At 64.5% G+C, this 25,164-nt stretch carries 27 protein-coding genes and 1 tRNA gene; 16 read left to right on the top strand and 12 right to left on the bottom strand.

What is annotated here, in order from left to right; all coding sequences use genetic code 11:
- Positions 1 to 255 precede the first annotated feature (255 nt).
- Together PMI04_RS03090 and PMI04_RS03085 are read left to right on the top strand one after the other, a co-directional pair.
- The gene (locus PMI04_RS03090; RefSeq protein WP_007707935.1) at positions 256 to 1,839 is read left to right on the top strand and encodes a Na+/H+ antiporter; all 1,584 of its coding nucleotides are present in this window, start codon (positions 256 to 258) and stop codon (positions 1,837 to 1,839) included.
- Positions 1,840 to 1,844: 5 nt separating this feature from the next.
- The gene (locus PMI04_RS03085; protein ID WP_007707939.1) at positions 1,845 to 2,390 is read left to right on the top strand and encodes a nucleotidyltransferase family protein; all 546 of its coding nucleotides are present in this window, start codon (positions 1,845 to 1,847) and stop codon (positions 2,388 to 2,390) included.
- On the opposite strand, the gene PMI04_RS03080 is transcribed toward PMI04_RS03085, so the two are convergent.
- Genes PMI04_RS03080 through yajC form a run of 4 tightly spaced genes read right to left on the bottom strand, consistent with a single transcriptional unit; the run spans position 2,391 to position 5,737 of the window.
- Positions 2,391 to 2,735 (bottom strand): MTH938/NDUFAF3 family protein, encoded by a 345-nt coding sequence (locus PMI04_RS03080; RefSeq protein ID WP_081490997.1) that lies wholly within the window; start codon positions 2,733 to 2,735, stop codon positions 2,391 to 2,393.
- Positions 2,736 to 2,788: 53 nt separating this feature from the next.
- Entirely contained in the window at positions 2,789 to 3,772 is a 984-nt protein-coding gene (secF, locus tag PMI04_RS03075) for a protein translocase subunit SecF (protein ID WP_007707946.1), read from the bottom strand.
- 20 nt (positions 3,773 to 3,792) lie between these two features.
- The gene (gene secD, locus PMI04_RS03070; RefSeq protein WP_007707950.1) at positions 3,793 to 5,394 is read right to left on the bottom strand and encodes a protein translocase subunit SecD; all 1,602 of its coding nucleotides are present in this window, start codon (positions 5,392 to 5,394) and stop codon (positions 3,793 to 3,795) included.
- 7 nt (positions 5,395 to 5,401) lie between these two features.
- Positions 5,402 to 5,737 (bottom strand): preprotein translocase subunit YajC, encoded by a 336-nt coding sequence (gene yajC, locus PMI04_RS03065; protein ID WP_007707954.1) that lies wholly within the window; start codon positions 5,735 to 5,737, stop codon positions 5,402 to 5,404.
- Positions 5,738 to 5,981: 244 nt separating this feature from the next.
- On the opposite strand from yajC, the gene PMI04_RS03060 reads away from it, so the two are divergent.
- Positions 5,982 to 6,058: transfer RNA gene (locus PMI04_RS03060), tRNA-Pro, on the top strand.
- A gap of 148 nt (positions 6,059 to 6,206) precedes the next feature.
- Here PMI04_RS03060 and PMI04_RS03055 read toward each other — a convergent pair.
- The 3 genes from PMI04_RS03055 to PMI04_RS03045 all read right to left on the bottom strand — a co-directional run bounded on the left by PMI04_RS03055 (position 6,207) and on the right by PMI04_RS03045 (position 8,635).
- Positions 6,207 to 7,241, bottom strand: a complete 1,035-nt coding sequence (locus PMI04_RS03055) for a hypothetical protein (RefSeq protein WP_037485894.1) — start codon at positions 7,239 to 7,241, stop codon at positions 6,207 to 6,209.
- Positions 7,242 to 7,462: 221 nt separating this feature from the next.
- Complete coding sequence (locus PMI04_RS03050; protein ID WP_007707958.1) at positions 7,463 to 7,912, bottom strand: DUF1003 domain-containing protein; 450 nt, start codon at positions 7,910 to 7,912, stop codon at positions 7,463 to 7,465.
- A gap of 306 nt (positions 7,913 to 8,218) precedes the next feature.
- Positions 8,219 to 8,635 (bottom strand): hypothetical protein, encoded by a 417-nt coding sequence (locus tag PMI04_RS03045; RefSeq protein WP_007707960.1) that lies wholly within the window; start codon positions 8,633 to 8,635, stop codon positions 8,219 to 8,221.
- 372 nt (positions 8,636 to 9,007) lie between these two features.
- Between PMI04_RS03045 and PMI04_RS03040 the strand changes: the two genes are divergently transcribed.
- Together PMI04_RS03040 and PMI04_RS03035 are read left to right on the top strand one after the other, a co-directional pair.
- The gene (locus tag PMI04_RS03040) at positions 9,008 to 9,547 is read left to right on the top strand and encodes an N-acetylmuramidase (RefSeq protein WP_007707962.1); all 540 of its coding nucleotides are present in this window, start codon (positions 9,008 to 9,010) and stop codon (positions 9,545 to 9,547) included.
- 15 nt (positions 9,548 to 9,562) lie between these two features.
- Entirely contained in the window at positions 9,563 to 9,844 is a 282-nt protein-coding gene (locus PMI04_RS03035; protein WP_007707965.1) for a 3TM-type holin, read from the top strand.
- Positions 9,845 to 9,871: 27 nt separating this feature from the next.
- Here PMI04_RS03035 and PMI04_RS03030 read toward each other — a convergent pair whose 3' ends face one another.
- Complete coding sequence (locus tag PMI04_RS03030) at positions 9,872 to 10,321, bottom strand: hypothetical protein (protein WP_037485919.1); 450 nt, start codon at positions 10,319 to 10,321, stop codon at positions 9,872 to 9,874.
- 142 nt (positions 10,322 to 10,463) lie between these two features.
- On the opposite strand from PMI04_RS03030, the gene PMI04_RS03025 reads away from it, so the two are divergent.
- Positions 10,464 to 11,135: a spermidine synthase gene (locus tag PMI04_RS03025; protein WP_007707971.1), complete on the top strand. Its 672-nt coding sequence runs from the start codon at positions 10,464 to 10,466 to the stop codon at positions 11,133 to 11,135.
- Positions 11,136 to 11,579: 444 nt separating this feature from the next.
- Here PMI04_RS03025 and PMI04_RS03020 read toward each other — a convergent pair whose 3' ends face one another.
- The gene (locus PMI04_RS03020) at positions 11,580 to 12,143 is read right to left on the bottom strand and encodes a hypothetical protein (protein WP_007707973.1); all 564 of its coding nucleotides are present in this window, start codon (positions 12,141 to 12,143) and stop codon (positions 11,580 to 11,582) included.
- A gap of 348 nt (positions 12,144 to 12,491) precedes the next feature.
- On the opposite strand from PMI04_RS03020, the gene rpsM reads away from it, so the two are divergent.
- The 6 genes from rpsM (at position 12,492) to PMI04_RS02990 (ending at position 18,056) form a co-directional block, all read left to right on the top strand.
- A complete protein-coding gene (gene rpsM, locus PMI04_RS03015) occupies positions 12,492 to 12,860 on the top strand; it encodes a 30S ribosomal protein S13 (RefSeq protein ID WP_007707977.1) in 369 nt (122 codons plus the stop codon).
- Between the two features lie 77 nt (positions 12,861 to 12,937).
- A complete protein-coding gene (gene rpsK, locus PMI04_RS03010) occupies positions 12,938 to 13,327 on the top strand; it encodes a 30S ribosomal protein S11 (RefSeq protein ID WP_004208752.1) in 390 nt (129 codons plus the stop codon).
- 125 nt (positions 13,328 to 13,452) lie between these two features.
- Positions 13,453 to 14,514, top strand: coding sequence for a DNA-directed RNA polymerase subunit alpha (locus PMI04_RS03005; RefSeq protein ID WP_007707981.1), 1,062 nt, complete (start codon positions 13,453 to 13,455; stop codon positions 14,512 to 14,514).
- Positions 14,515 to 14,635: 121 nt separating this feature from the next.
- On the top strand, positions 14,636 to 15,061 hold the full coding sequence (rplQ, locus tag PMI04_RS03000) for a 50S ribosomal protein L17 (protein ID WP_007707983.1): 426 nt from the start codon (positions 14,636 to 14,638) through the stop codon (positions 15,059 to 15,061).
- Positions 15,062 to 15,163: 102 nt separating this feature from the next.
- The gene (locus PMI04_RS02995) at positions 15,164 to 17,362 is read left to right on the top strand and encodes a prolyl oligopeptidase family serine peptidase (protein ID WP_007707986.1); all 2,199 of its coding nucleotides are present in this window, start codon (positions 15,164 to 15,166) and stop codon (positions 17,360 to 17,362) included.
- A gap of 67 nt (positions 17,363 to 17,429) precedes the next feature.
- Complete coding sequence (locus tag PMI04_RS02990) at positions 17,430 to 18,056, top strand: hypothetical protein (protein WP_007707988.1); 627 nt, start codon at positions 17,430 to 17,432, stop codon at positions 18,054 to 18,056.
- A 23-nt stretch (positions 18,057 to 18,079) separates the two neighbouring features.
- On the opposite strand, the gene rmuC is transcribed toward PMI04_RS02990, so the two are convergent.
- Positions 18,080 to 19,561 (bottom strand): DNA recombination protein RmuC, encoded by a 1,482-nt coding sequence (gene rmuC / locus PMI04_RS02985; protein WP_007707989.1) that lies wholly within the window; start codon positions 19,559 to 19,561, stop codon positions 18,080 to 18,082.
- A gap of 77 nt (positions 19,562 to 19,638) precedes the next feature.
- A complete protein-coding gene (locus tag PMI04_RS02980) occupies positions 19,639 to 20,622 on the bottom strand; it encodes a GlxA family transcriptional regulator (protein ID WP_007707990.1) in 984 nt (327 codons plus the stop codon).
- A gap of 130 nt (positions 20,623 to 20,752) precedes the next feature.
- Here PMI04_RS02980 and PMI04_RS02975 point away from each other — a divergent pair, with 130 nt between their 5' ends.
- From PMI04_RS02975 to PMI04_RS02965, 3 genes are all read left to right on the top strand, one after another.
- Positions 20,753 to 21,583, top strand: coding sequence for an alpha/beta hydrolase (locus PMI04_RS02975; protein WP_007707995.1), 831 nt, complete (start codon positions 20,753 to 20,755; stop codon positions 21,581 to 21,583).
- 133 nt (positions 21,584 to 21,716) lie between these two features.
- A complete protein-coding gene (locus tag PMI04_RS02970) occupies positions 21,717 to 22,496 on the top strand; it encodes an SDR family oxidoreductase (RefSeq protein ID WP_007707998.1) in 780 nt (259 codons plus the stop codon).
- Between the two features lie 66 nt (positions 22,497 to 22,562).
- On the top strand, positions 22,563 to 23,075 hold the full coding sequence (locus PMI04_RS02965) for a hypothetical protein (protein ID WP_007708001.1): 513 nt from the start codon (positions 22,563 to 22,565) through the stop codon (positions 23,073 to 23,075).
- Here the strand turns inward: PMI04_RS02965 and PMI04_RS02960 are convergent.
- Positions 23,030 to 24,214: an aminotransferase gene (locus PMI04_RS02960; protein WP_037485899.1), complete on the bottom strand. Its 1,185-nt coding sequence runs from the start codon at positions 24,212 to 24,214 to the stop codon at positions 23,030 to 23,032. The two genes, PMI04_RS02965 and PMI04_RS02960, sit on opposite strands and share 46 nt — an antisense overlap.
- A gap of 169 nt (positions 24,215 to 24,383) precedes the next feature.
- On the opposite strand from PMI04_RS02960, the gene PMI04_RS02955 reads away from it, so the two are divergent.
- Positions 24,384 to 25,160: a carbonic anhydrase gene (locus PMI04_RS02955; protein ID WP_007708007.1), complete on the top strand. Its 777-nt coding sequence runs from the start codon at positions 24,384 to 24,386 to the stop codon at positions 25,158 to 25,160.
- Positions 25,161 to 25,164 lie beyond the last annotated feature (4 nt).

The raw sequence follows: 25,164 nt of genomic DNA, 5'->3' as shown, positions 1-25,164 counted from the left end.
ATCGGAAATCGGCCTGCCGCATTATGAAAGGGCGTGGCCCGCCTTTCCTATATGCGCCGCGCCGCCTTCGACCCGCGTACACGCCATCAGGCGGCAATCCTTCCCATGATATGTCGAGACCCACGCCGATCTACGATGCCATCGCCAAAAATCTGGCCACCTGCCTGATCCGGCAGGCGCAAACGGGCTTGCTGATGGCTGGACAGCTTGGCTCACCCGATTAGGGTAGGATGACTGACAGACAGGGGCCGCACGATGCATCCAGTGGAATTATTCGAACTGCTGGTGGCCATGCTGCTGGCGATCATCGCGCTTCATTATGTCGCGCGACGGCTGGGCCTGCCGCCAGCCGTCGCGCTGCTGACCGGCGGCACGCTACTTGCCTTCGTGCCCGGCCTGCCGGTCATTTCGCTCGATCCTGAACTGGTGCTGGTCATCTTCCTGCCGCCGCTGTTGATGGACGGGGCCTGGTTCATCGCACTGGGCCATCTGCGCCGTCACCTGATCGGCATCATGTCGCTGGCGATCGGCGCAGTGATCTTCACCACCCTGGTGGTGGCTGCCGTCGCTCATGCGCTGATGCCCTCCCTGCCATGGGCCGCGTGCGCGGCCCTCGGCGCGATCGTCTCGCCGCCTGATGCCATTGCCGCACGCGCCGTCCTCCAGCGTGTGCATCTCCCTCGCCGCCTGTCGGTGCTGCTGGAAGGCGAGAGCCTGTTCAACGATGCCAGCGGCCTGGTGCTCTTCCGCTTCGCCGTCGCTGCCGTCGCAACCGGCAGCTTCAGCGCCGTCGCGGGCCTCGAAAGCTTCGTCCTGCTTGCGGTCGGCGGTCTGATCGTCGGCGGCGCGATCGGGGGGATCTGGGTGCTCTTGGTCCGACGGCTGGGCGACGAATATCTGATGATCGCCTCTTCCATGCTGGTACCCTGGTCGGCCTATCTGCTGGGCGAAGCCATCCATGTCTCGGGCGTCATCGCCACCGTAACCGCCGGCCTCATCTGCGGCTGGTATCAACATATTATCTGGTCGGCCTCGGTACGGATGCGCGGCACTGCTTTCTGGGCGGTGATGATCTTCCTCATGGAAGCGACCGTCTTCATGCTGATCGGCTCGTCGCTGCGCGGCGTGGTGGATCGGGTCGGCGGCTTTGGCGTGGTACTCGACAATATGGCCGTGCCGGTCCTCGTCATCCTGCTCGCCATGACCGCCGCGCGCTTCGTCTGGGTATTTGGTTCTGACGCCATCATCATGCTGCTCCGCGCAGCAGGCCTGCGCCGCTACAGCCCGATCGGCCCGCGCGGCGCGACGGTGTTGGGCTGGGCCGGGATGCGCGGCGTGGTGACGCTGGCCGTTGCACTCAGCGTGCCCGAAGGTTTCCCCGGCCGCGACTTCCTGCTGGTCGCCGCCTTCGGCGTGATCCTGGGCACCGTCCTGATTCAGGGCACAACGCTTGGCCTCCTGATCCGCTGGGCCGGCCTCTCCGATCCGATTCATGATCGCCCCCGTCTCAGCATGAGCGATGCCGAAGCTGCCATCGCCCGGGTACAGGCCGTTCGGGTCGAGCAGCTCGCCTATGACGACGCGGGCGAACTCATCCATCCGCAACTGCTCGAACGCTATCAGCGCCGCGCCGTCCTCACCCAAAACTATGTCGGGCAGGAAGAACAGTTTGCCGACCGGCTCCATGCCCATTTCGATCTGGTGCTGGAGGCGATCGCCGCCGGCCGCAGCGAACTGCTGCGCCTGCACCGCGCCGGTGACATTGACGAACATGTGCTGCAGGAACTGGAGCGCGATCTCGATCTGGAGGAACTGACCGCCTGGTCGATGAAGTCCTAGGGGCGATGGAGGAGCAGCTACGCAATCTGCTGCGCGCGGACCCGTGGCGGATGGACCTTCTGCGACTGGTCCGTCCGCTTGCCCTGCCCGATGGCTGGATCGCCGCCGGCTTCGTGCGCGATGCGGTCTGGGACCATCTTCACGGCCATGCCCCGTCCGCACCCGTCGGCGATATCGACATCATCTGGTTCGACCCGGCCCGGACCGATCCGGCGCTGGACCACGCAACGGAGGCCCGCCTGGCGGGGCTTCGCCCGGAGATCATCTGGTCGGTCAAGAATCAGGCGCGGATGCACCAGCGCAATCATGATGCGCCCTACGCCGATGCCGCCGATGCGATGCGCCACTGGCCCGAGACCGCGACCGCCATCGGCATCCGCCTGACGCTCGACGACCGGCTGGAGGTCAACGCGCCCCTCGGCCTGGACGATCTGTTCGGCCTGCGGCTGGCACCCGGCCCCGCCTTTCTCGGCGTCCGACGGGCAACCTTGGATGCACGGGTACGCGCCAAAGGCTGGCTGGCGCGCTACCCCTTGTTGCAGCTTGGCTGATCAGAGCGGCAGCAGCGCGCTCACGATCCAGCGTTCCTCGGCGCGCAGCACGCCCCAGGCTCTGGCGGCGGCGCGGCTGTCCATCGCCTCGACGCCGATGCCGCGTGCCTCCAGTTCGCGCACGAACGCGCGGGACGGCTGCTGCAATCCGCTGCCGGTACCCAGCAGCAGAAACTCGGGCAGCCGTTCAAGATGGTCGAACAGGTCGCCCAATGCAGCCACGCTCATCGCCGACACTGCCGGCGCCTGCATCCAGGCCAGCGCCCGGACAGGGCTGAGCAACAGCCCGTCCGGGAACACATCATCCTTCACCCGGAAGCCACGCCCCTGGAAGCCGGTGACGATCGGACCCTGGCCGCTATCGTCGCGGCGCAGCTCGATCCCGGTTTGACGGTCGGTCAGGGCTGGGCTCCATCGCGCGGCCCCATGCGCTCGGCCTGGGCGGCGATGCCGCCCTTCTTCGCCTTCTTCTCGGCGGTCTGCGGGCTCAGGCCCAGCGTGATCAGCAGCGAAGAGGAGACATAGACCGACGAATAGGTGCCCACGATGATGCCCAGCATCATGGCCGCAGTGAAGCCGCGCAGCACATGGCCGCCCAGCAGCAGCAGCGCGCCCAGCGCCAGCAGGATGGTCATCGACGTCATCACCGTACGCGGCAGCGTCTCGTTGACCGACAGGTCAATGAGCGACTTCATGTCCATCTTGCGGTACTTGCGCATATTCTCACGGATGCGGTCGTCGATCACCATCTTGTCGTTGATCGAATAGCCCACGATGGTCAGCACGGCGGCGATGATGTTGAGGTCGAACTCCAGCTGGGTGATCGCGAAGAAGCCCAGCGTCATCAGCACGTCGTGGACGATCGCGACGAAGGTCGAGACGCCGAACTGCCATTCGTAGCGGAACCAGGAGAAGATCGCGATGCCGACGATCGCCAGCACGACGGCCAGCACGCCATTCTGGATCAGTTCGCCCGATACCTTGCCCGACACCGTGTCATAGCGCGAGAAGGTGACGCCGGGGAACTGCGACTCCATCGCCTTGCGGGTCTTCTCGACCACGGCATTGGCCGCGCCGGCGCCGCCCTGTTCGGGCAGCGGCAGGCGGATCTGCACGGTCTTGGGATCGCCGAACTGCTGCAGCGAGCTTTCGCCGACACGCAGGCTGGCAATGGTGTCCCGCACCTTGTCGGTCTGCACGGCCTGCGGGAATTTCGCCTCGATCATCAGGCCGCCGACGAAATCGACGCCCAGATTGAGCCCCTTGTGGAAGGTCGCACCGACCGCCAGCACCGTCAGCAGCAGCGTCAGGCCAAAGGCCCAGTGGCGCAGCTTGACGAAGCCGATATTGGTATTGTCGGGGACGAGCTTGAGAAGTTTCATGGGTTTTCCTCCCGCCCCTCTTAAATGTGGATGTCCGTGGGACGGGTGCGACGCACCCAGCCCGAGACGAGAACGCGCGTGAAGGTCACGGCGGTGAACACGCTGGTCGCGATGCCGATCAGCAGCACGATGGCGAAGCCCTTGACCGGGCCGGAACCCAGCGCGAGCATGATGCCGCCAGCGATCGCGTGGGTCACGTTCGCTTCAAAGATGGTGCGGCTGGCTTCCTTATAGCCATGTTCGATCGACTGGACGACATTGCGCCCGCGCCGCCGCTCTTCGCGGATGCGTTCGTAGATCAGCACGTTGGCATCGACCGCCGTACCGATGGTCAGCACGAAGCCGGCAATGCCCGGCAGGGTCAGCGTCGCGCCGAGGATGCCCATCACGCCCAGGATCACCAGCACGTTGATGGCGACGGCGAAGTTGGCATACATGCCGAACCGGCCATAGCTCACGAACATGAAGACGGCGACCGCGACCACCGCGACGATCGAAGCGGTCAGGCCCGCCCGGATCGAATCGGCGCCCAGGCCCGGCCCGACGGTGCGTTCCTCGACCACGACGAAATTGACCGGCAGCTTGCCCGATCGCAGCGCGATCGCCAGCTGGTTCGCGCCTTCGACGGTGAAGCTGCCCGAAATCGTGGCGGAGCCGCCCAGGATCGGTTCATTGATATTCGGCGCCGACAGCACCTTTCCGTCCAGGATGATGGCGAAGGGGCGGTTGACGTTCTGCGATGTCACCCGGGCAAACTTGTTGCCGCCCGATCCGTTGAAGCGGATGGTGACATTGGGTTCGTTGGTCTGCTGGTCGTAGGTCTGCTGCGCGTCGGTCAGTTCCTCGCCCGACACCATCACCTGGCGGTGGACGGCGATCATCGGCGGCCCGGCCGGATTGGTCGGATAGGGCAGGACCTCGCTGCCCACCGGCGCGCGGCCCTGGGCCACCTCGCTGGGATTGGCGGTCATGTCGACCAGCTTGAATTCCAGCTTCGCGGTCTGGCCCAGCAGCGCCTTGAGCGCCTTGGGATCCTGCAGGCCCGGCACCTGCACGACGATGCGGTTGTCGCCCTGCTGCTGGATGGTGGGCTCGCGCGTGCCCATTTCGTCAATACGCTTGCGGATGACTTCGGTCGCCACCTGCATCGTGCTCTTGACCGCATTGTCGATGCCCGCCTGGGTCGGCGTGATGACGATGGTGGAACTGTTCACCACCTCGACATTGAAGTCGCGCTGGCCGGTGAGGCCCGCCCCCTGGGTCAGCGGGCGGATGCGCTCGACGGCGGCATCGACCTCGCTGGGGTTGCGGACCATGAAGCTGAGCTTCCCGTCACGGCTGGAAATGTCGCCGATCGCGATCTTGCTCTCGCCCCGGCGCAGTTCGGTGCGGACCTGCTCCTCCATATTGGCGAGCCGCTGCTTGGCCACGTCCTGGGTCGATGCCTCCAGCAGCAGATGGCTGCCGCCGGCAAGGTCGAGGCCCAGATTGACCCGGGTCTGCATGAACGGCGGCAGCTTCGCCACCGTCGAATCGGGCAGGAAGCTCGGGACGGCGCAGAAGATGCCGATGATCAGCGGCAACAGGATGCCGGCGACGGCCCAGCGCGAGAAGTTCAGCATCGGGGGATCAGTCGTTCGCAGGCTTGGCGCTGGTCGGGTCGATCACGTCGGCCAGGGTCGACTTGACCGCCTTGACCTTCATGCTCGGGGCCAGTTCGATATCGACATAAATGTCGTCGACGCGCACGACCTTGCCGACCAGGCCACCGCCGGTCACGACCTGGTCGCCCTTCTTCACGGCGTCGATCTTGCCCTTGTGATCCTTCATCTTCTTTTGCTGCGGACGGATCAGCAGGAAATAGAAGACGACGAAGATGAGCACCAGCGGTGCCATCTGCACCAGGATACCGGCGCCGGATGCTTGCCCGCCCGCGGTCTGGGCAAAGGCTGGGGTAATGAACATGGTGGGACTTTCGCCTTGTTTTCTGGTCTCCCCGACCCGCAGGGCGCGGGCATGGGATCAAGCGCGGGCGGCTAACACAGATGGCCGGGGCAAGGCAACATGCTTGGCTTTTGGCACCCGGAATGCGGGGTTTTGACAGGATCGGGCAACAGGCGGGAAAGCCGGTCCTTGGCATGGCCTGCAAAAAGCCTGCATCGAATCCCTTGCAACTTCCATTTCATGCCTCTATTGGGCGCCCTCCGGTCGGGACGTAGCGCAGCCTGGTAGCGCATCACACTGGGGGTGTGGGGGTCGGAGGTTCGAATCCTCTCGTCCCGACCAAAATTACCAGCAAAGCAATGGGTTAAAGAGCATCCACTGGCAGTGCCAGTGGCCTCCTCTTGCTTCATCTAGCACATGGCTAACAGCGCCACCAATTGTCGGTGAGAAACAACTCGCCCAAGCGCTCGAATCCTACCCTTTCGCCAATCTATGAGGCGGCCCGTTTGAGGAAGAACTCAGCCCGTTCTCGAACGGATGGCGATTTATCCGTCATCATCAAAGCGGCCATTTTGCGCGCCAAGCCAAGCTCAAGCTCAAGCTCGTATTGGATGATGCTCGAAGCCGCCACTCGGCGCACAATGGCAGAACGATCGCAGGCGCCAACCTCAATCAGGCGAGCACGATCGGCAGGCTGTTCTAGCACCCGTTTACTGTAGGTCGTTTCACGACGGCGGATTCCCATCGGCTTGTTGACCCAGCGCCAAGTCCAACCGCTAGGCCAAGTCGCATAACCATCTATTAGGGCTTGAACGGCGGTCGCTCTCACTGCCGGTTGAATAGCTTCACAGGCCAGCCTTTCCAAATGACCGTCAAGACTGCCTTCCCGAAGCGCATATCTTAAAACGGTTGCCATCGAACCAGTCCGACCAGCACAAATGAGTTGAGCGAGATGTTCTGCGACATCAGGCCGAGCGAATGCTTCGGCCAATGCGCTCCGTTCTTCAGACCAGCGCCCCCAACTGTTCTCTCTCGCAAGGAGTGCAATCGCGGCTTCTGCTATGACATTGGGTAACGTCACCGGGAAACAACGAAACGCACACTCCGCAGCCGCTTTTCTCACCGGCAAAACCCAATCATTGAGCCGCCATGCGATAGCCGCAAACAGGAACGCGCTTGGTATCGCGGACGCTATGCGGTTGAGCGCCGCTTCCCGAATATACCCATCACGATGGAACAGGAAAAGATATTCGAGATTCGGCACTCTACCAAGCTGGTCGATATCCACCGTTCTGGGAGAAAATAGCCGCACGACTAGCGGATATTGGCGCCTCCACTTTTGTAGATTCGCGAAATACGCAATTTCACTATCGGCGCGAACAATAGTGCTGGCTTTGAGACCGTTCATCTCATCCAAGATTCCATCGAACTCGCGGCCCAAGGCTATTTGCTGTTCCAGCTTGGCACCTAGATCGCCTAATTTCGCATGCAGAGATTCAGGCAGGACGGATTTTGGCGTACGCATATCTCAATCTGCAATTGCTCGCCGAATGCGTCAATTGCCATGGCTCCTCTCAGCATCACAAGGCAGCGAACGCCGCAACCATGTCGTCGGCCGCGAGGCAGCACCTTGCGCTCACCCCAGCATCAAAACGACCAAAACAGGATAATAAACGGGACCGATTCCAGTTTCTCCGCTTCCTCTATCCGCTTGATGCGGCGTTGAAGGGCGCCGATGCCTGAAGATCAGTCAGCCGCCCCTGCCGCATCCTCCCTCTCGCCCGCCATCGCCAGCAGCAGGTCGATCTTGTCGTGCAGGCTGGCGATTTGTGCCTCCGACCGCAGGTTGGTCTCATAGTCGAGCCGCGCCTCCAGCCGGTCCTTGGCCGCCTGGCGGTTCTGGCTCATCATGATGATCGGCGCCTGCAGCGCGGCCAGCATCGACAGCATCAGGTTCAAAAAGATGAAGGGAAAGGGATCGAAGGCGTGGCGCGCCAGCACCAGCGTGTTCAGCAGCGCCCAGAGGACCAGGAACAGGCTGAAGCCGATGATGAAGCGCCAGGAACCGCCGATCGCCGCGACGCGGTCGGCCAGTCGCTCGCCATAGGTCTGGCCGTCATCGAACAGGCGGTTGAGATCAGGGGCTTGGGGCCCGCGGCGCAGGGAGCCGACGAGAAAACGGATGGCTGCATTCATGGATCACCTCGTGCGACCGCGCCTTCGGGGCGGGCGGGTGATCCGAACCTGTCAGTTCGCCCCCATGCCCGAACGCGCGGTCTTTCGACTATGGTCGTTGTCGGACATGATTTCCTCGAAAAGGTGGACGGAATGTCCCAATTGGAACGTCGCCGCAGCTAGCCCCCACGCCCGGCCGAATCAAGGCGCGCGATCATGAAATCTTGGTCATGTCGGCGAGCGATGCCGGATAACGGAAGTGGATGAAGGTGGCACGACGGTTGTTGGCGGCCCATCTCATGCACGCCCATCAGTCGGCGACTGCCGCTAATAATCGACCAGCCGCGCTTGAGGGCACAGGCGCAGAATGTACGCCGCCCCGGTCCTGAAAGCCGCATGATTATGCGCGCGCGCAAATCGGACGGCAGATTCTGCACGTTGCCGCTCCTCCCGCGAATAGCGCGCGCCTTCGCTATGATCTGCATCGGGCAAGGGAAGGAACAGCCTTTCCGCTTCTTTGGCAATGGCCGGATGCTCTCTGACGTGATGATAGAGCGTCAGCGGATCGCAGTTGAGCAGCCCCGGCGTCTGATAGCCCGGAACCACGCTATTATATTGATGCGCATAAAGGGTGACGGGGGCAGATCCGCCTTCCTTGACGCCGTCCATTTTGGCGGGTTGCCCCGAACAATCGGCTGAACCGATCAGGATCGCGATCAGAAGCAGGCTGAGGCGGACTTGCATGGATGCCCCTATACCATTTGGGAGACCCCATGCCTCCTTCCCACTCGACCTTCGCATCCTACCCTTTGCGGGGCATTGCCCGCCACCGTGCCGCAGCACCCACTCACACGCAATAGGGACGCATGGCCGACGCATTTCTGTCGCGTCGGTGAGGCGCCCCGGGCGCGAAGGCCTGACCTCACCCCTATCCCGACTGACGCGCCGCAAGCGCGTCAGCGACGCGCGACAGGCGCGTTTCAGGCGCAAAAGGCCCTAAAAGCCCGTTGACACTGTGAACTTCGGCAGGCGCGTCCGCCATTATATCCGCCCTGTCCTACAGATAACCATATCGGATAAATGATTCGCCTTTCACGAACCATGGAAAGGCACATCATGGATATCGAGACTTTGTTGGACGAAGTGATCGCGCGGGAGGGCGGCTATGTCGACCATCCGGCCGATCGCGGCGGGCCGACCAATATGGGGATCTCGCAGGGCGTGGCGCGGGCGAACGGCTTTGCCGGCAACATCCGCGACCTGCCCCCTGCCACCGCGCGCAGCATCTATCGCCGGCTCTATTGGGAACAGCCCGGCTATGCCCTGGTCGCACGGGAGAGCCCGAGCCTCGCCGCCGAACTGTTCGACACTGCGGTCAATATGGGGCCGGGCGTCGCCAACGGCTTTCTCCAGCGCGCGCTCAACGCGCTCAACCGCAACCGACGCGACTATCCCGACCTGGCGCTCGATCGCATGATCGGTGCCCGCACCCTCGCCGCGCTGCGCGCCTTCCGCGCCCTGCGCGGCCCCGCCGGCGACGCGGTGCTGATGAAGGCGATCGAGGCGCTACAGGGCGAACGCTATCTGGCCCTGGCCGAAAGCCGCCCGGCCAACGAGGCCTTCCTCTATGGCTGGCTCGCCAACCGCATCGGCTGAACAAGGAAACGCGGCGTGATCGGAACCGACGACATTCCCCCTCCCCCCGAATCGACCGACCTGTGGACGCAGCGGTCGCGGCCGGCCTTTCTCTACGTCATCTATGCGCTGCTGCTCTGGTCGATTCCGATGGGGCTGATATCGGGCTGGCAGCCCGAAGTGGCGGGCGCGATCATCGCGGGGATGCGCGCCTATCTCAACGCCCTGCCCGAACCGCTCTACGCCCTCTTCGGCACCGCCTATCTCGGCTATACGGCGGCCCATGCCTGGGGCAGGGCAAAGGGCAGGGAGCGGTGACCGGATGAGGGGGCGTCGCCCTCCCCCTCAATGATTGATATAGAAGTCGCGCAGCGCCCGCGCATCATGCAGGGCGTTGTGCGGCACCCGGCTGTTCGCCGCCGCGCTGAAGCCTGCCGCATTGATCAGTTCCAGCCGCAGGCCATAGTCGATCGCCGCCATCTGCCCCGGCCCGGTCGCCAACAGCGCACAGAAATGGGCCAGATCCTCGGGCCAGTCGGCGATGATCACCGGGTCGGAATCACCATCCAGATAGGCCGCGATATGATCCGCCGCCTCGATCCGGCTGAGTTCATGGTCGATGCCCGGCGGCACATGGCGCAGATAGGGAATGACATGCCGCTCGACCCACGGCTCGATCACCTCGGGCAGCGGCAGCGACGCATAGAAATCATCGTCGCCATGTTCAGGCACCAGCGCCACGCTGATCAGCGTGCCGCCAAAGCCGTTGAATTCGGTATCGAGAAAATAACGCATGATGGCCGTGCCGATAGACCCGCGCGCCGCCGCTGACCAGCCCATAGGTGGCGAAAGCAGGATAGCCCGCAGCGCAACATTGCGCGCGCGGCCGCGACCTGTCATGCGGCCGTTTCCCCCGTCGCTATTGAGGACCGCCGACATGACACCGCGCGAATTGCTGGGCACCGCCGCCGTTCCGGGCGGGCAGGAACTGCGCCTCTATCGCCGGGGCGCCGACTTCATGATCGTGCTCGACCGCAACGAACTGATGAGCAGCCGGATGAGCGGATCGGAAAAGGCCTTGGCGCTGATGACGATCGAGCGGCTGGGGCGGCGCGATCCGCACCTGCTGATCGGTGGTTATGGCATGGGCTTCACGCTGCGCGCCGCGCTAGCCCAGCTCGACGCCAGGGCGCAGATCACGCTGGCTGAACTGGTCCCCGAAATCATCGACTGGGCGCGCGGCCCGATGGTCGACCTTGCCGCCGGCTGCCTGGACGATCCGCGCGTGCGGCTGGTGATGGACGATGTCGCCCATGTGATCGCTGCGGGCAACGGCAGTTTTGACGCAATCCTGCTCGACGTCGACAATGGCCCGGATGGCTTGACCGCCGACGCCAACGACCGCCTCTATACCAGCGCCGGGCTGGCCAGCGCGATGCGTGCGCTCAAGCCTGGCGGCGTACTGGCCATCTGGTCGGCCGGAGCGGACGCCGCCTTCACCCGGCGGCTTCAGAATGCGGGCTTTGCGGTCGATGAGGTCGTCGTGAAGGCACGCGACAATGGCAAAGGGCCGCGCCACGTCATCTGGTTCGCCACCCGACGGCGCTGAACGCATAGCGGGCTGGCCGCCGCCTCCGGCAACGGCCCTCCCACCACAAATGAGAGGGGCCGTCAGGCAATGCCCGACGGCCCATCATGTGCATGGTCAGCGGCCGGAAACCGCCCAGAAGGAAGACAAGTTCGCGCTAAAGCCCCTGGCGGAGACGGCCTGTATGTCGGCACGCAAGGTCTCTACACCATTTAGGGTTTGTACCGACGCTCCGGCGTCGTCAGCGGCGCGTTTCCCGAATGGACTTGACCGACCCCATTGCTGAACCATGAGACATCGGATCACCTCCTTTCGCTAATTAAGCCCGCGTGGCCGGCTTTGGTCTGCGCCGCGATCAGCCACGAGACGGACTGTGAATCAGACGGATCGCAGGATCAAGACTTGTAATATTCTTTTTTGGAATCATACTTGACCGTCCGCGCCGAAACGGCGGGACCGCCCGTTTCAGCCCCGACAATCCTCGATCACACGGGAAATTTCGGCCCAGGCCGGGACGATCAGCGTCTCCTGCCCCTGCACCTCGACCGCAAAACGGCCGCGGCTATAGGCTAGCTGGTCCAGCACCGCGTCGCTCGCGCCGCGCACGGCGGTCAACTGCGGCATCTGCGTACCCGCCATCACCGCCGGCCAATTGGTCGCGCCATAGCTCGTCCGCACGGTGATCGCGCCCTGCCCGCCGCCAGCCCGGCTGAGACTGATCCGCCGCGTCGCCCGATCGCAGCGCAGCGTCAAACGGGGATCATTGGCCGACAGCCCAAACAGCGCCACCGGTCCGGCGGGATCGGCGCGATAGGTCCAGGCCCCCGGCGTCGCGGGTCGATATTGCCACTCCACCGCTGCGGGCGCAGCGGGCGCGGTCGGCGGCACGGGCGCCAGCCGCGGCGCCGGTGCCGGGCGCGGCGCCGGCGCCGGCGCCGGCGCCGAGGGCGGCGCAACGCACCCTGCCACCAACAGGGTCAGCGGCGCTGCAAGGGCCGGGGCGGACACAAGAAAACGGGTCGGGCGCATCGCGCTTCCATGCCCGAGCCGGACGGAGCGCTCAACCCGAAAAGGGGCAAGGCGACAGTAGAGGCAGATGGCCGGCCACGGCCATCGCCCGCCAGCGCCGACGGGCGACAGCTCCGTTCATCGCACGGACGGCGCCAAAAAAGCGCCGGATATTGACAGTTTTGGGGCGAATCGATAAAGGCCGCCGTTCCCTACACGCGTAACAGCGGCAGTGCTTCCTGCACTGGCCGTCTTTTTTGCGTCTGGGGAGGCAACATCATGGCCTACTTTTCCATGCCAGGAAAGTGGCCCGGACGCTTTGAGATGGGGTGGCGCCAACTACCCCGTGGAGCAGGAGATTTAATTACCATGGCACGTATTGCGGGTGTTAACATCCCGACCAACAAGCGCGTAATCATCGCGCTCACCTACATCCACGGCATCGGTCGCAAGACTGCCGTTGACCTCGCCGACAAGCTGGGCATCGACCATAGCCGCCGCGTTCAGGACCTGTCGGACGCCGAAGTCCTGCAGATCCGCGAAGCCATCGACGCCGATCTGACCGTCGAAGGCGATCTGCGTCGCGAAACCGCGATGAACATCAAGCGCCTGATGGATCTGGCCTGCTATCGCGGCCTGCGTCATCGCAAGGGCCTGCCGGTCCGCGGCCAGCGCACGCACACCAATGCGCGCACCCGCAAGGGCAAGGCGAAGCCGATCGCCGGCAAGAAGAAGTAATCGTCGAGGGTCATGTCCTCTGGACCGACCCTCCGGTGACTTCTGCTTTTGAACGATTTTTGTAGGATTAGAGCAAAATGGCACGCGAACCCCAGCGCATTAAGCGCCGCGAACGCAAGAACATCTCGGCCGGCGTCGCGCACGTCAACGCCAGCTTCAACAACACCATGGTGACCATCACCGACGCCCAGGGCAACGCGATCTCGTGGTCCTCGGCCGGCATGATGGGCTTCAAGGGCAGCCGCAAGTCGACCCCGTACGCCGCTCAGGTGTGCGCCGAAGACGCCGGCCGCAAGGCCGCCGAGCACGGCGTCCGCACCCTCGAAGTCGAAGTCAAGGGCCCCGGTTCGGGCCGTGAATCGGCCCTGCGCGCACTGCAGGCCGTCGGCTTCCACATCACCTCGATCCGCGACGTCACGCCGATCCCGCACAATGGTGTGCGTCCGTCGAAGCGCCGCCGCGTCTAATTAAGCTTCGCTAGAGGCTTGAAGGCGGGCGGCGGACGCGTCGCCCGCTTACCCGTTTGCATCGGCCGGAACGTCCTGATGGGTCCAGGATCTACCCGTTACGGCCACATCCCCAGGGGAAGTACATGACTGTCAACATGAAGAACTGGCAGGAATTGAAGAAGCCCAACGCCCTCGAGATCAAGCCGACCGGCGACGGCAAGCGCAAGGCGACCTTCGTTGCCGAACCGCTTGAGCGCGGTTTTGGCCTGACGCTCGGCAACGCGCTGCGCCGGGTTCTTCTCTCCTCGCTCCAGGGCGCGGCGGTCACCTCGATCAAGATCGAGAATGTCCTGCACGAATTCTCGTCGCTCGCCGGCGTGCGTGAGGACGTCACCGACATCGTCCTGAACATCAAGCAGGTCGCGCTGAAGATGGAAGGCGAAGGCCCCAAGCGTCTGCAGCTGTCCGCCACCGGCCCGGCCGTGGTGAAGGCAGGCGACATTGCCGTCGTCGGCGACATCGAAGTGATGAACCCCGATCTGGTGATCTGTCACCTCGATCAGGGCGCGACGCTGAACATGGAACTGACGGCTGACATCGGCAAGGGCTATGTCCCCGCCGTCGCCAACCGCCCGGCTGACGCACCGATCGGCCTGATCCCGATCGATGCGCTCTACTCGCCGGTCCGCCAGGTCGCCTACAAGGTGGATAACACCCGCGTCGGCCAGGAACTGGACTATGACAAGCTGTCGCTGACGCTGGAAACCGACGGCACCGTGACGCCGGAAGATGCGATTGCTTACGCAGCCCGCATCCTGCAGGACCAGCTCCAGCTGTTCGTCCACTTCGAGGACGCGCTGCCTGCCGCTGCCCCGGCTGCCGGCCATGCCGCTGCCGCTGCGTCGGAAGGCGAAAGCGACACCAACCAGATCAACCGCTATCTGCTCAAGAAGGTGGACGAACTGGAACTGTCGGTCCGCTCGGCCAACTGCCTCAAGAACGACAACATCATCTATATCGGCGATCTGGTCCAGAAGACCGAAGCCGAGATGCTGCGCACCCCCAATTTCGGCCGCAAGTCGCTGAACGAAATCAAGGAAGTGCTGTCGTCCATGGGCCTGCGCCTGGGCATGGACATCCCCGGCTGGCCGCCGGAAAATATCGAGGAAATGGCCAAGAAGCTCGAACAGGAGCTGCTGGGCTAAGAGGATCGGGTCGAAGCAGCGCTTCGACCCGCTTCCTTTGTGGGGCAATGGGCGGCGCCCCTTAATCGCTGCCTGGTCTGGGGTACCTCATCCGGCCCCTTAACGAACGAAGGAATGAGACATGCGTCATAAAGTTGGTCATCGTAAGCTTCAGCGCAGCACCGGTCATCGTACCGCCCTGCTTCGCAACCTGGCTGCCTCGCTCATCAAGCATGAGCAGATCCTGACCACCACGCCGAAGGCGAAGGAACTGCGTCCCTACGTCGAGAAGCTGATCACCCTCGCCAAGAAGGGTGGCCTGTCCAACCGTCGTCTGGCCGACGCCCGCCTGAAGGATGACGCGCAGCTGACCAAGCTGTTCGAAGTCCTGGCCGAGCGTTACAAGGATCGCAACGGTGGCTACACCCGCGTGATCAAGGCCGGTTTCCGCGCTTCGGACGCCGCGCCGATCGCGATCATCGAGCTGGTCGATCGTGACGTCGCCGCCAAGGGCCAGGACTCCGGTCCGGTCAACACCGTCGACGAAGACGAATTCGAAGCCGCCTGATCGCGGTTCCACCGGTAACGGTGGATAGACGATAGTCGAACAGGCCGCGGCTTCATCCGAAGCCGCGGCCTGTTTTCTTTCCAGGATAATGGGTTCGAGAGGATGCGCGCGCTCCGTCGCCTGATCTGGCCGCTGCCAGCCCTGCTGGTAGCGATCGCCGCCGCGCCGGCCGCCGCCGCCGCCGCCGGGGATGCCACGCCGGCGGTGATCGACGCTACCCCTTCGGCCAGCGATCTCCATTATCCCCTCACCCGCCGCCAGGATCTGGTCGAGGATCATTTCGGCGTGAAGGTCACCGATCCCTATCGTTGGCTGGAAGGCGATGTCCGCAATGATCCGGCCGTGCGTGCCTGGGTCGACCAAGAAAACAGGCTGACCCGTCGCTATCTCGACGACCTGACCGGCCGGGACATCCTGAAGCGGCGGATGGAAACCCTGTTCGCCCATGGCCGGTTCACCGTCCCGCGCAAGGCCGGAGGTCGCTATTTCTACGGCTATAATGAAGGGCTGCAGAACCAGACCCCCCTCTATGTTCGCGAGGGGCTGGCCGGCGAGCAACGATTGTTGCTCGATCCCAATCGCTGGACGCGGGATGGTGCCAGCGCGTTGGCGGAGTGGATGCCATCACCCGACGGCCGCTACCTCGCCTATGCCATCCAGGACGCAGGCAGCGACTGGCGTACGTTGCGCGTGCTCGACGTCGACACCGGCAAAATACTCGAAGACAAGATCGAATGGGTCAAATTTTCCCAAACCGCCTGGGATGGACGAGGCCAGGGCTTCTTCTATTCGCGCTTTGCCGCACCGGTCCCCGGGCAGGCCTATCAATCCGCCAGCAGCGGCCAGCAACTCTTTTACCACCGCATCGGCACGGGCCAGGATCAGGACCAACTCATCTACGCCACGCCTGATCGGCCGGCACTCAGCCACACCGCGCAGGTCACCAGCGACGGGCGCTGGCTGATCGTCAGTTCGTTCGCCGGCATCGATCCGCGCCGCGAACTGCACATCGCCGCGCTCGATGGCGGTCCCGTGCAGATGCATATGCTCGTCAAGGGTCTTGCCAACGACTGGCGCCTGGTCGGCAGCCGGGGCTCCACCCTCTATTTCATCACCGATCGCAAGGCTGCGCATATGCGCGTGGTCACACTTGATGCCCAGCGCCCGGGACGGCGCGAAACAGAATTGGTGGCCGAACGGCCGGATACACTGGCAGGCGGCTCACTGGTGGGCAACCGGCTGATCCTTGCCTATATGACACAGTCGGAAACCGTGGCCGAACTGGTCGAACTGGACGGGCGCAAGGTCGGTGACGTCCCCTTGCCCGGCATGGGTACGGCAGCAGGATTCGGCGGCCGGGATGGCGACGCGGAAACATTTTTCAGCTTTTCCGGCTTCGTGACGCCGCCCAGCATCTATCGCTTCGACACGGCAACGCTGCAGACCCAGCTGTTCGCCCAGCCCGACCTGCCCTTCAATCCCGCCGATTTCGGTGTGGAGCAGGTCAGCTATCCGTCGAAAGACGGTACGCTGATCCCGATGACGATCATCCGCAAGAAGCTGTTGGCCGACCATGCGGTTGCGGCACCGACCATCCTCTATGGCTATGGCGGGTTCAATATCGCGTTGACGCCCGGCTATTCCGCCACGCGGCTGGCCTGGCTGGAACAGGGCGGCGCCTATGCGATCGCCAATCTGCGCGGCGGCGGCGAGTTCGGCAAGGCCTGGCACGACGCCGGGCGTGGCGCCAACAAGCAGAATGTGTTCGACGATTTCATCGCCGCAGCCGAATATCTGAAGGCACAGGGCTATACCCCGCAAGACGGGCTGGCGATCGAGGGTCGCTCCAACGGCGGCCTGCTGGTTGGTGCGGTGGTAAACCAGCGCCCCGACCTGTTTGCCGCCGCCTTGCCGGCCGTGGGCGTCATGGACATGCTGCGCTTCGACCGTTTCACCGCCGGCCGCTATTGGGTCGACGATTATGGGTCGCCGGACAATGCCGCGGACTTCCCACTGCTCTACAGCTATTCGCCTTACCATAATATCTTGAGCGGCAGGGATTATCCGGCGATCTTGGTAACGACGGCCGACACCGATGACCGTGTCGTACCGGCACATAGTTTCAAATATGCTGCCGCGCTACAGGCCGCCGCCATTGGTGATCGGCCCCATCTGCTGCGTGTCGACAGTCGCGCAGGTCATGGATCGGGCAAGCCGATCGACAAGCTCATCGAGGAATATGCCGACAGCTATGCCTTTGTTGCCCATTTCACGGGTCTGACGATCAGCGCCAAGCCATGATGGCGGCCATTCAGCCTATGGACAGTCGAACGCATCTATAGCTCCATCCAGCGCAGGAGACAGGTAGATGATCGGGAACAGGACGCGGTGGCTGACAGGTGCACTGGTCGGTGCGGGGCTACTGATGAGCAGTGTCACGCCAGCATATGCACGGCCACGCTATGACGATCGCGGCTGGCATCATCGGCATGATCGCGGCAACGGGTTCGGCTTTGGCGATGCAGTCGGTATTGCCGCGCTGCTGGGCGCTGTGGCGGTGGTCGCCACCTCGGTGTCGAAGGACAAGCAGGCACCCCCCGCCCCCGGTCCATATGACAGCGAATCCGGCCGTCCCTATGCGGACAATGTCGCGCCGCCCCCGGCCAGCGGTACCGATTATGGCACGGATATTGGCACCGTCAGCGCGCCAACACGGGCAAATGATGGCAACGCTGGCGACCAGAACAATGACCAGCTAACGGATGCCTGTGCCCTCGCCGCGCGGGACGAAGCGCAGGGCCGGGCCGGTGGCTATGCCGAAATCCGCCATATCGACGAGCCCCGTCCCACACAGGGCGGCTATAATATCGATGGCGAGGTCGAGACGCGCGCCAGCTATCGCGCCAGCACCGGGACCACCCGCCGCTTCACCTGCACGATGACGGAGGGCCGCGTGGCACAGGTCTATCTCAGCCGCGATGTAGCGCTGCACTAAGGCGAGCGCCTAGGCCGCCTGCCTCACTGCGCCGCAGGCAGCGCTCTTGCCTCGTCGGCCTGGGCGTCGCGGGCGAGGACGTCGAGCGGTTCCATCGCCTCAATCTCCTTGCCGCCGGTCTCGATGTCGAGGTCGCGGAACTTGCGGCCGGTGGACAGGACACGCGTCTCGAAGCTGCCGATGAAGCTGTTGTAATTGGAGACCGCGCTGTTGAGGCCGGAGCCGAGACGCTTGAGGTGCGTCGCGGCGACCGACAGGCGTTCATACAGCTCCTTGCCGAGCTGGCCCACCTGCTGTGCCTGTTCCTGCATCTTGGCCTGGCGCCAATGGCCCGCCAGTGTGCGGGCGAGCGGCAGGAAGGTGGCCGGACCGCAGATGATGACCCGATTCTTGGCGGCGCGTTCCCACAGCTCCATGTCCGCTTCCAGCGCGGCGGTGACGAAATTGTCGCCGGGTACGTACATGATCACGAAGTCGGGCGCCTTGTCGAACTGTTCCCAATAGGCCTTGCGCCCCAGCGCGTCGGCATGGGTGCGCATCGCGCGGGCATGGTCGAGCATATGGGCGTCGCGCTGCGCGGGGTCGACCTGGTCGACCGCGTTCAGATAGGCCACCAGCGAACATTTGACGTCGACCACCATCTGCTGGTCGCCGGGCAGGTTGATGACGAAGTCGGGGCGCAGGCGGCCGTCCTCGACCGCGACCGACACTTCCTCCTTGAAGTCCACGAAGGGGGACAGGCCGGCGGTTTCGATGAGATTCTTGAACTGCTGCTCGCCCCAGCGACCGCGCGTCTTGGGTGCGGCGCGCAGGGCGTTGACCAGCTTGGCGGTTTCCTCGCGCACCTGGCCCTGGCCGAGATGGACCTGCTGCACCGCCTCGCGCAGTTCGGCATAGCTGCCGACCCGGTCCTTCTCGACGCGGGCGAGGCCCTCCTCATAACGCTTGAGCGTCGTTTCGACCGGATTGAGAAGCGTCTTCAATTGCGCTTCGCTCTTCTCGCTCGCCTGGGCGAAGCGCTGGTCGGCGCGGGTCAGGAACTGGGTCTGGGCGGATTCGAGCAATTTGCCGCCAATCTCGCTGAACTGGGCGGAAAGCTGTTCCTTGGCATCCTTGAGCGCGGCGATCTGCTGCTCGAACGCCTGGGTGCGGGCGTGGATGTCGGACTGGAGCGCGGCGAGGTCACGCAATGCAGCCTCGCGCTCGGTCTGGATCGCCTCGATGCGCTGGCTGGCGGCGGCCTGCAGCGCCTCGATCCGCTGTTCGGACGCGGCCTGCGCGGATTCGAGCCGGGCGAGCTGGCTCATGCCCTGCGCGACCCGTTCCTTCTCCACCGCCAATTCGGCGATCGCGCCGTTGCGCTGGGCGGTGGCGATGTCGAGCTTGCCGGCCAGATCGGCCTTTTCGGCGGTCAGCGGCGCCAGCGCCTTGCCCTTGAGCAGCCAGCCGACGGCCAGGCCGATCAGCAGCGCGACGGGAATGAGAAGGGCGGCGAGGCTGTCCATAACTATCCTTTTTGGGAACGAAACGGGAACTTAGCGGGCGAAGGAGGCGGCCGCAAGAAGCTTCCTTGTGCGTGCCGTCATGCCGCCTGTGCGCTGGGCGCGGCAAAGCGGGCGCGATAGTCGCCGGGCGACAGGCCGACCAGGCGGTGGAACAGCTTGCGGAAGGCCGCCGCATCCTCATAGCCGACGCTCCAGGCGATCTGGTCGATCGTGCGCCGGGTAAATTCCAGATGCTCGCGCGCCCGCGCAACGCGCAGATGCTGGACATATTCGATCGGGGTCATGGCGGTCGCCGCCTTGAACCGGCGCTGGAAGGTGCGCTCCTCCAGCGTGGCCTGCGCCGCCATCTCGGTGACGCTGACCGCCTTCGCCTCCCGCGCGGCGAGCCAGTGCTGGACCTTCAGGATCGGCTCGTCGCCATGAGTCAGGCGCGGCAGGAAGCGGGCGAAATGCTTCTGTTCGCGCCCGGCCGTGTCGATCAGCAGGAATTTGGCGGTGTCGAGCATCACCGTCGGGCCGAGCAGCCGGTCGACCAGCCGCATGCCAAGGTCGGTCCAGGCCATCAGCCCGCCAGCGGTGATGATGTCGCCATCGTCGATGACGATCCGGTCGCAATCGAGCTTCACGGCGGGGAAGCGGGTGCGGAAGGCGTCGGCGAACCACCAGTGGGTCGTCGCTGGGCGGCCGTCGAGCAGGCCGGTCGCCGCCAGCAGGAAGGCGCCGCCGCAATTGGAGGCAAGGGTGGCGCCGGCGGCATGGCGATCGAGCAGCCAGCGGGCATAGGGCGCGGCTTCGTCCGCCTCGGGCACGCCGGTCAGGCGGCCGGGGACCAGCCAGATGTCGGGCGTGCCGCTCAATCCTTCATGCGTGTCATGGCTGCGGGCAAAGCAGCCGTCATCGCCCATCTGCCAATGGCTGACGCGCACCAGCGGGCCGCCATGCTCGACCGAAAACTGGCCGGCAATGGCGATCAGGTCGGTCATGCCATGGACCATCGCCTGCTGGCAGTTGCGGTAGAGCAATATGCCCACCTCGGCGCGCGGAAGGCTGGTGTCGCCCATCTCCTGATCCTTTGTCGGAATCGGCCCGCTTAATGTCGGAACCGCCAATCCCGCTTGTCCGCCATTGCCCCTAATTCTGCAAGCACAGGGCGTGAGGGACGCCCTCTCTGCAACGAGAAGGGAATTTCACATGAGCAATTTTGTCACCACCAAGGACGGCACCCGCATCTTCTACAAGGATTGGGGACCGCGCGACGGCCAGCCGATCCTCTTCTCCCATGGCTGGCCGCTCAGCGCCGACGCCTGGGACGCGCAGATGGTCTATTTCGCCAATCAGGGCTTTCGCACCATCGCCCATGATCGCCGCAGCCATGGCCGGTCGGACCAGGTGTGGGACAATAACAATATGGACCAATATGCCGACGATCTGGCCGACCTGATCACGGCGCTGGATCTGTCCGACGTCATCCTGGTCGGCCATTCGACCGGCGGCGGCGAAGTCACCCGCTATATTGGCCGCCATGGCACCAGCCGGGTCGCCAAGCTGGCGCTGATCGGCGCGGTGCCGCCGCTGATGCTGAAGACCGAAGCCAATCCGGGCGGCCTGCCGATCGATGTGTTCGACGGCATCCGCAAGGGCACGTTCGACAATCGCAGCCAGTTCTTCAAGGATCTGACCACGCCCTTCTACGGCTATAACCGGGACGGCGCGGTCATCTCCCAGGGCATTCGCGACGAATTCTGGCGGCAGGGGATGATGGGTGGCCTCAAGGGCCAGCTCGACTCGATCCGCGCCTTTTCCGAAAGCGATTTCCATGCCGACCTGGCGAAGGTCGATGTGCCTACTCTGGTCCTGCATGGCGATGACGACCAGATCGTGCCGATCGGCGCGGCAGCCCTGTCGACGGTGAAGATCATTACGGATGCGGTGCTGATCGTGTATGAAGGCGCCGACCATGGGCTGACGCAGACTCACCAGGACCGGTTCAACGCCGACCTGCTCGATTTCATCAACGGCTGACACAGATACCGTTCGCCCTGAGCGAAGTCGAAGGGTTCCACCGAGCGGAGCGAGGTGCCTTCGCCTCGCTCAGGCAAGGGCTTCGACTTCGCTCAGCCCGAACGGGAAAATAGTCTTTCAAAGGAGACATCCCATGACCAAAGACACCATTCTCATCACCGGCGCGTCGGACGGTATCGGCGCGGTCTATGCCGATCGTTTCGCCAGGCGCGGCGCCAATCTGATCCTGGTCGCCCGTCGCGCCGACAAGCTGGAGGCGCTGGCCGCCAGCTTGCGCGCCGACAGCGGCGTCAGCGTGGAAGTGATCTCCGCTGACCTCGCCAAAGCCGATGATCTGGCGCGGGTCGAGGCGCGGCTGCGCGACGATGACGCGATCACCGGCCTCGTCAACAATGCCGGCATCGCCGGGGAGCAGGCCTTTGTCGAGACCGACCCGGCCTATCTCACCGGCCTCATCGACCTCAACATCCTGGCGGTGACGCGGCTGTCCCGTGCGATCGCCCCGCGGCTGGCGGCCAAGGGTGCAGGCACGCTGGTCAACATCACATCGGTCACGGCGCTGATGCCGGACGGCTTCACCGCCGTCTATCCCGCGACCAAGGCCTATGTGCTGGCCTTTACCGAGGCGCTGCAGGTCGAACTGGGCAGCAAGGGCGTGAAGGTGCAGGCGGTGCTGCCCGGCATCACCCGCACCGCCATCTGGACGGCGGAACAGATTGCCAGCCTGCCGCCGCATATGGTGATGGATGTCGAGGTGATGGTCGACGCGGCGTTGGCCGGGCTCGACATGGGCGAGGCGATCACCATCCCCGCCCTGCCGGACCGGGCCGATCTCGACGCCTATCTCGACGCGCGGGCCGCGCTTCGGCCCAACCTGTCGCTCAAGGATGCGGCGCCCCGTTATCGGGTGTGAACCTACCCCCGTTCGGTTCGAGCGTGTCGAGAGCCGAACGGATTTTTGGAAACTAGGAGAAAAATCATGATCCTCGGTCTTTCCATTCCCGCCTTCATCGCCCTGCATGTCGCGATCAGCCTGATCGGCATCGCCAGCGGCCTTGTTGCCCTGCCGGCCATGGCCAAGGGGCATGTCCTGCCAAAAGTGCAGGGCCTGTTCCTGGTGACGACTCTGCTCACCAGCCTCACCGGCTTCCTCTTTCCCTTTCGCGGCTTCACCCCGGCGATCGGCGTCGGCACCCTCTCGACGCTGGTGCTGATTATCGCCTTCGTTGCCTTTTACGGCCTTGGCCTGCGGGGCCGGACGCGGGGCGTCTATGCGGTCACGGCGACCATCGCCCTGTGGCTCAACCTGTTCGTGGCTGTCGTGCAGGGCTTCCTCAAGGTGCCGGCCCTCAATCGGCTCGCACCGACCGGCAGCGAGCCGCCCTTCCTGGCCGCACAAGGCCTTGTGCTGATCCTCATGCTGATCCTGGGCGCGGCGATCCTGCGTCAGTCCAGGCTGGCGCGAAAGGCGGCGAGCCGCTCGATCGCCTGATCCAGCGTCGCGTCCGACTTGGAGAAGCACAGGCGGACCAGATGGGTGACCGGATCGTCGGGGTAGAAGGCGGAGATCGGGATCGCCGCCACCCCGGCTTCGTCGATGATCCGGTTGCAGAAGCTCACATCGTCCATCGCGATGCCGGACGCGGGCAGGTCGATTGACAGGAACCAGGTGGCGCCGCTCGGCTGCACGACATAGCCCGCCTGGCTCAGCCCCGCCGCCAGCCGATCGCGCGACGCCTGATAGGCGGCGCGCTGGTCGTTCAGCCAATCTTCGGGCCAGCCCAGCCCCTGCGCCACCGCCCATTGCAGGTTGGGCGGGGTGGTGAAGGTCAGGAACTGGTGCGCGCGGGCGAGCAGGGTGGCGATCGGCGGCGCGGCGCACATCCAGCCGACCTTCCAGCCGGTGACGGAGAAGATCTTGCCCGCCGACCCGATCTTGACCGTACGCTCGCGCATGCCGGGAAAGCCGATCAGCGGGCGATGCGGCACGCCGTCATAGACGGTCTCCTCCCATACCTCGTCGCACAGCGCGATCAGGTCATGGCTGACACACAGGTCGGCCAGCAGCGCCAGTTCTTCCTCGCGCAGCACGATGCCGGTCGGATTGACCGGATTGTTCATCAGCAGGATGCGGGTCCGGGGTGTGATCGCCGCTTCCAGCGCGTCGCGGGTGACGCGCCAGTCGGGCGGGGTCAGCTTCACCACCCTGGCCACGCCGCCCGCCCGTTCGACCAGCGGCAGATAGGCGTCATAGAGCGGCGCCAGCATCAGCACCTCGTCCCCTGGCCGCACCAGCGCCAGCAGGCTGGCGGCGATCGCCTCGGTCGCGCCCGATGTGACGATGATTTCCAGCGGGCTGAGGTCCAGGCCCTGACGCCGGGCATAATGATCGGCCAGCGCGGTGCGCAATTCGATCAGGCCCGGCATCGGCGGATATTGGCTGGAGCGGGTCAGCAGCGCGTCCGCCGCCGCCTGCAACACCGCCTGCGGTCCCGGCCCTTCGGGGAAGCCCTGGCCCAGATTGATCGCACCGGTTTCGCGCGCGCGCGCCGACATATGCTCGAAGATGGTGGTCGGCATGTCGCGATAGACGGGATGGCCAATTTGGGTGTCGGGCAAGCGGGGCTCCATCGGATCGGCGGCGATGGTTTGGTCTAGAGCCTGATCGTTTGAGGTGGAAGCGCCTTGCGCTTCTACCGATGACGTGAATCAGGCTCTGCGTCTTGATCCAGGTCTTTCCATTGCCGTGCGCAAACGGGTCCGGCATCATGGCACCTCCTCATCACAGGGAGACAGACCCATGTGTTCGGACGTCGATGGCATGTATGACCAGCTACACAGGACGCAGGAGGACGACGGCAGCGCGTCGTCCCGCCGCGCCTTTCTGACAGCGATGACGATGGCGGGCGGGGTGGCCATGGCCGCCTTGCCAACTGCGCGAGCGATAGCGGCCCCGCCCGCCGACGGCCCGGATGCGTCGATGACGCCGGACGCCGCCCTGGCCGAGATCATGGCCGGCAACGCCCGTTTCGTCGCCGGCAAGCCGACCGCCCATCTGCAGGACCTGTCGATCATCAAGGCACGCGCGGCCGAGGGGCAATGGCCGGTGGTCGGCGTCCTCTCCTGTGCCGATTCGCGCGTGCCGGTGGAGATGCTGTTCGACGAATATATCGGCCGGCTGTTCGTCACCCGCATCGCCGGCAACATCACCACGCCCGAAATCGTTGCCAGCCTGGAATATGGCGTGGCGGTGCTGGGGCTGAAGGCGCTGGTCGTCATGGGCCACAGCAATTGCGGCGCGGTGAAGGCGGCGATCGACAATCCCGAGGTACCGGGCCAGATCAGCGCGCTGTTCCCCGCGATCCTGCCCGCCCTCTATCTCGCCCGCAGCAAGGACGCGGCCATCGTCACCCGCACCAATGCGCTGGTGCAGGCGGCGACTCTGGTCAACGCCTCACCGGTGATCGAGGAGAAGGTGAAGGCCGGCACGCTGAAGGTGGTCGCCGCCGTCTATGACGTGGCGACCGGCAAGGTCGATATGCTGCCGGTGCCGGCCGACATGCTGATGCGCGGCTGACCCG

The sequence above is a fragment of the Sphingobium sp. AP49 genome, from assembly GCF_000281715.2.
Taxonomy (GTDB): Bacteria; Pseudomonadota; Alphaproteobacteria; order Sphingomonadales; family Sphingomonadaceae; genus Sphingobium.
The sequence above is the reverse complement of the archived record's forward strand: the minus strand, read 5'-3'. Positions and strand labels throughout refer to the sequence as shown.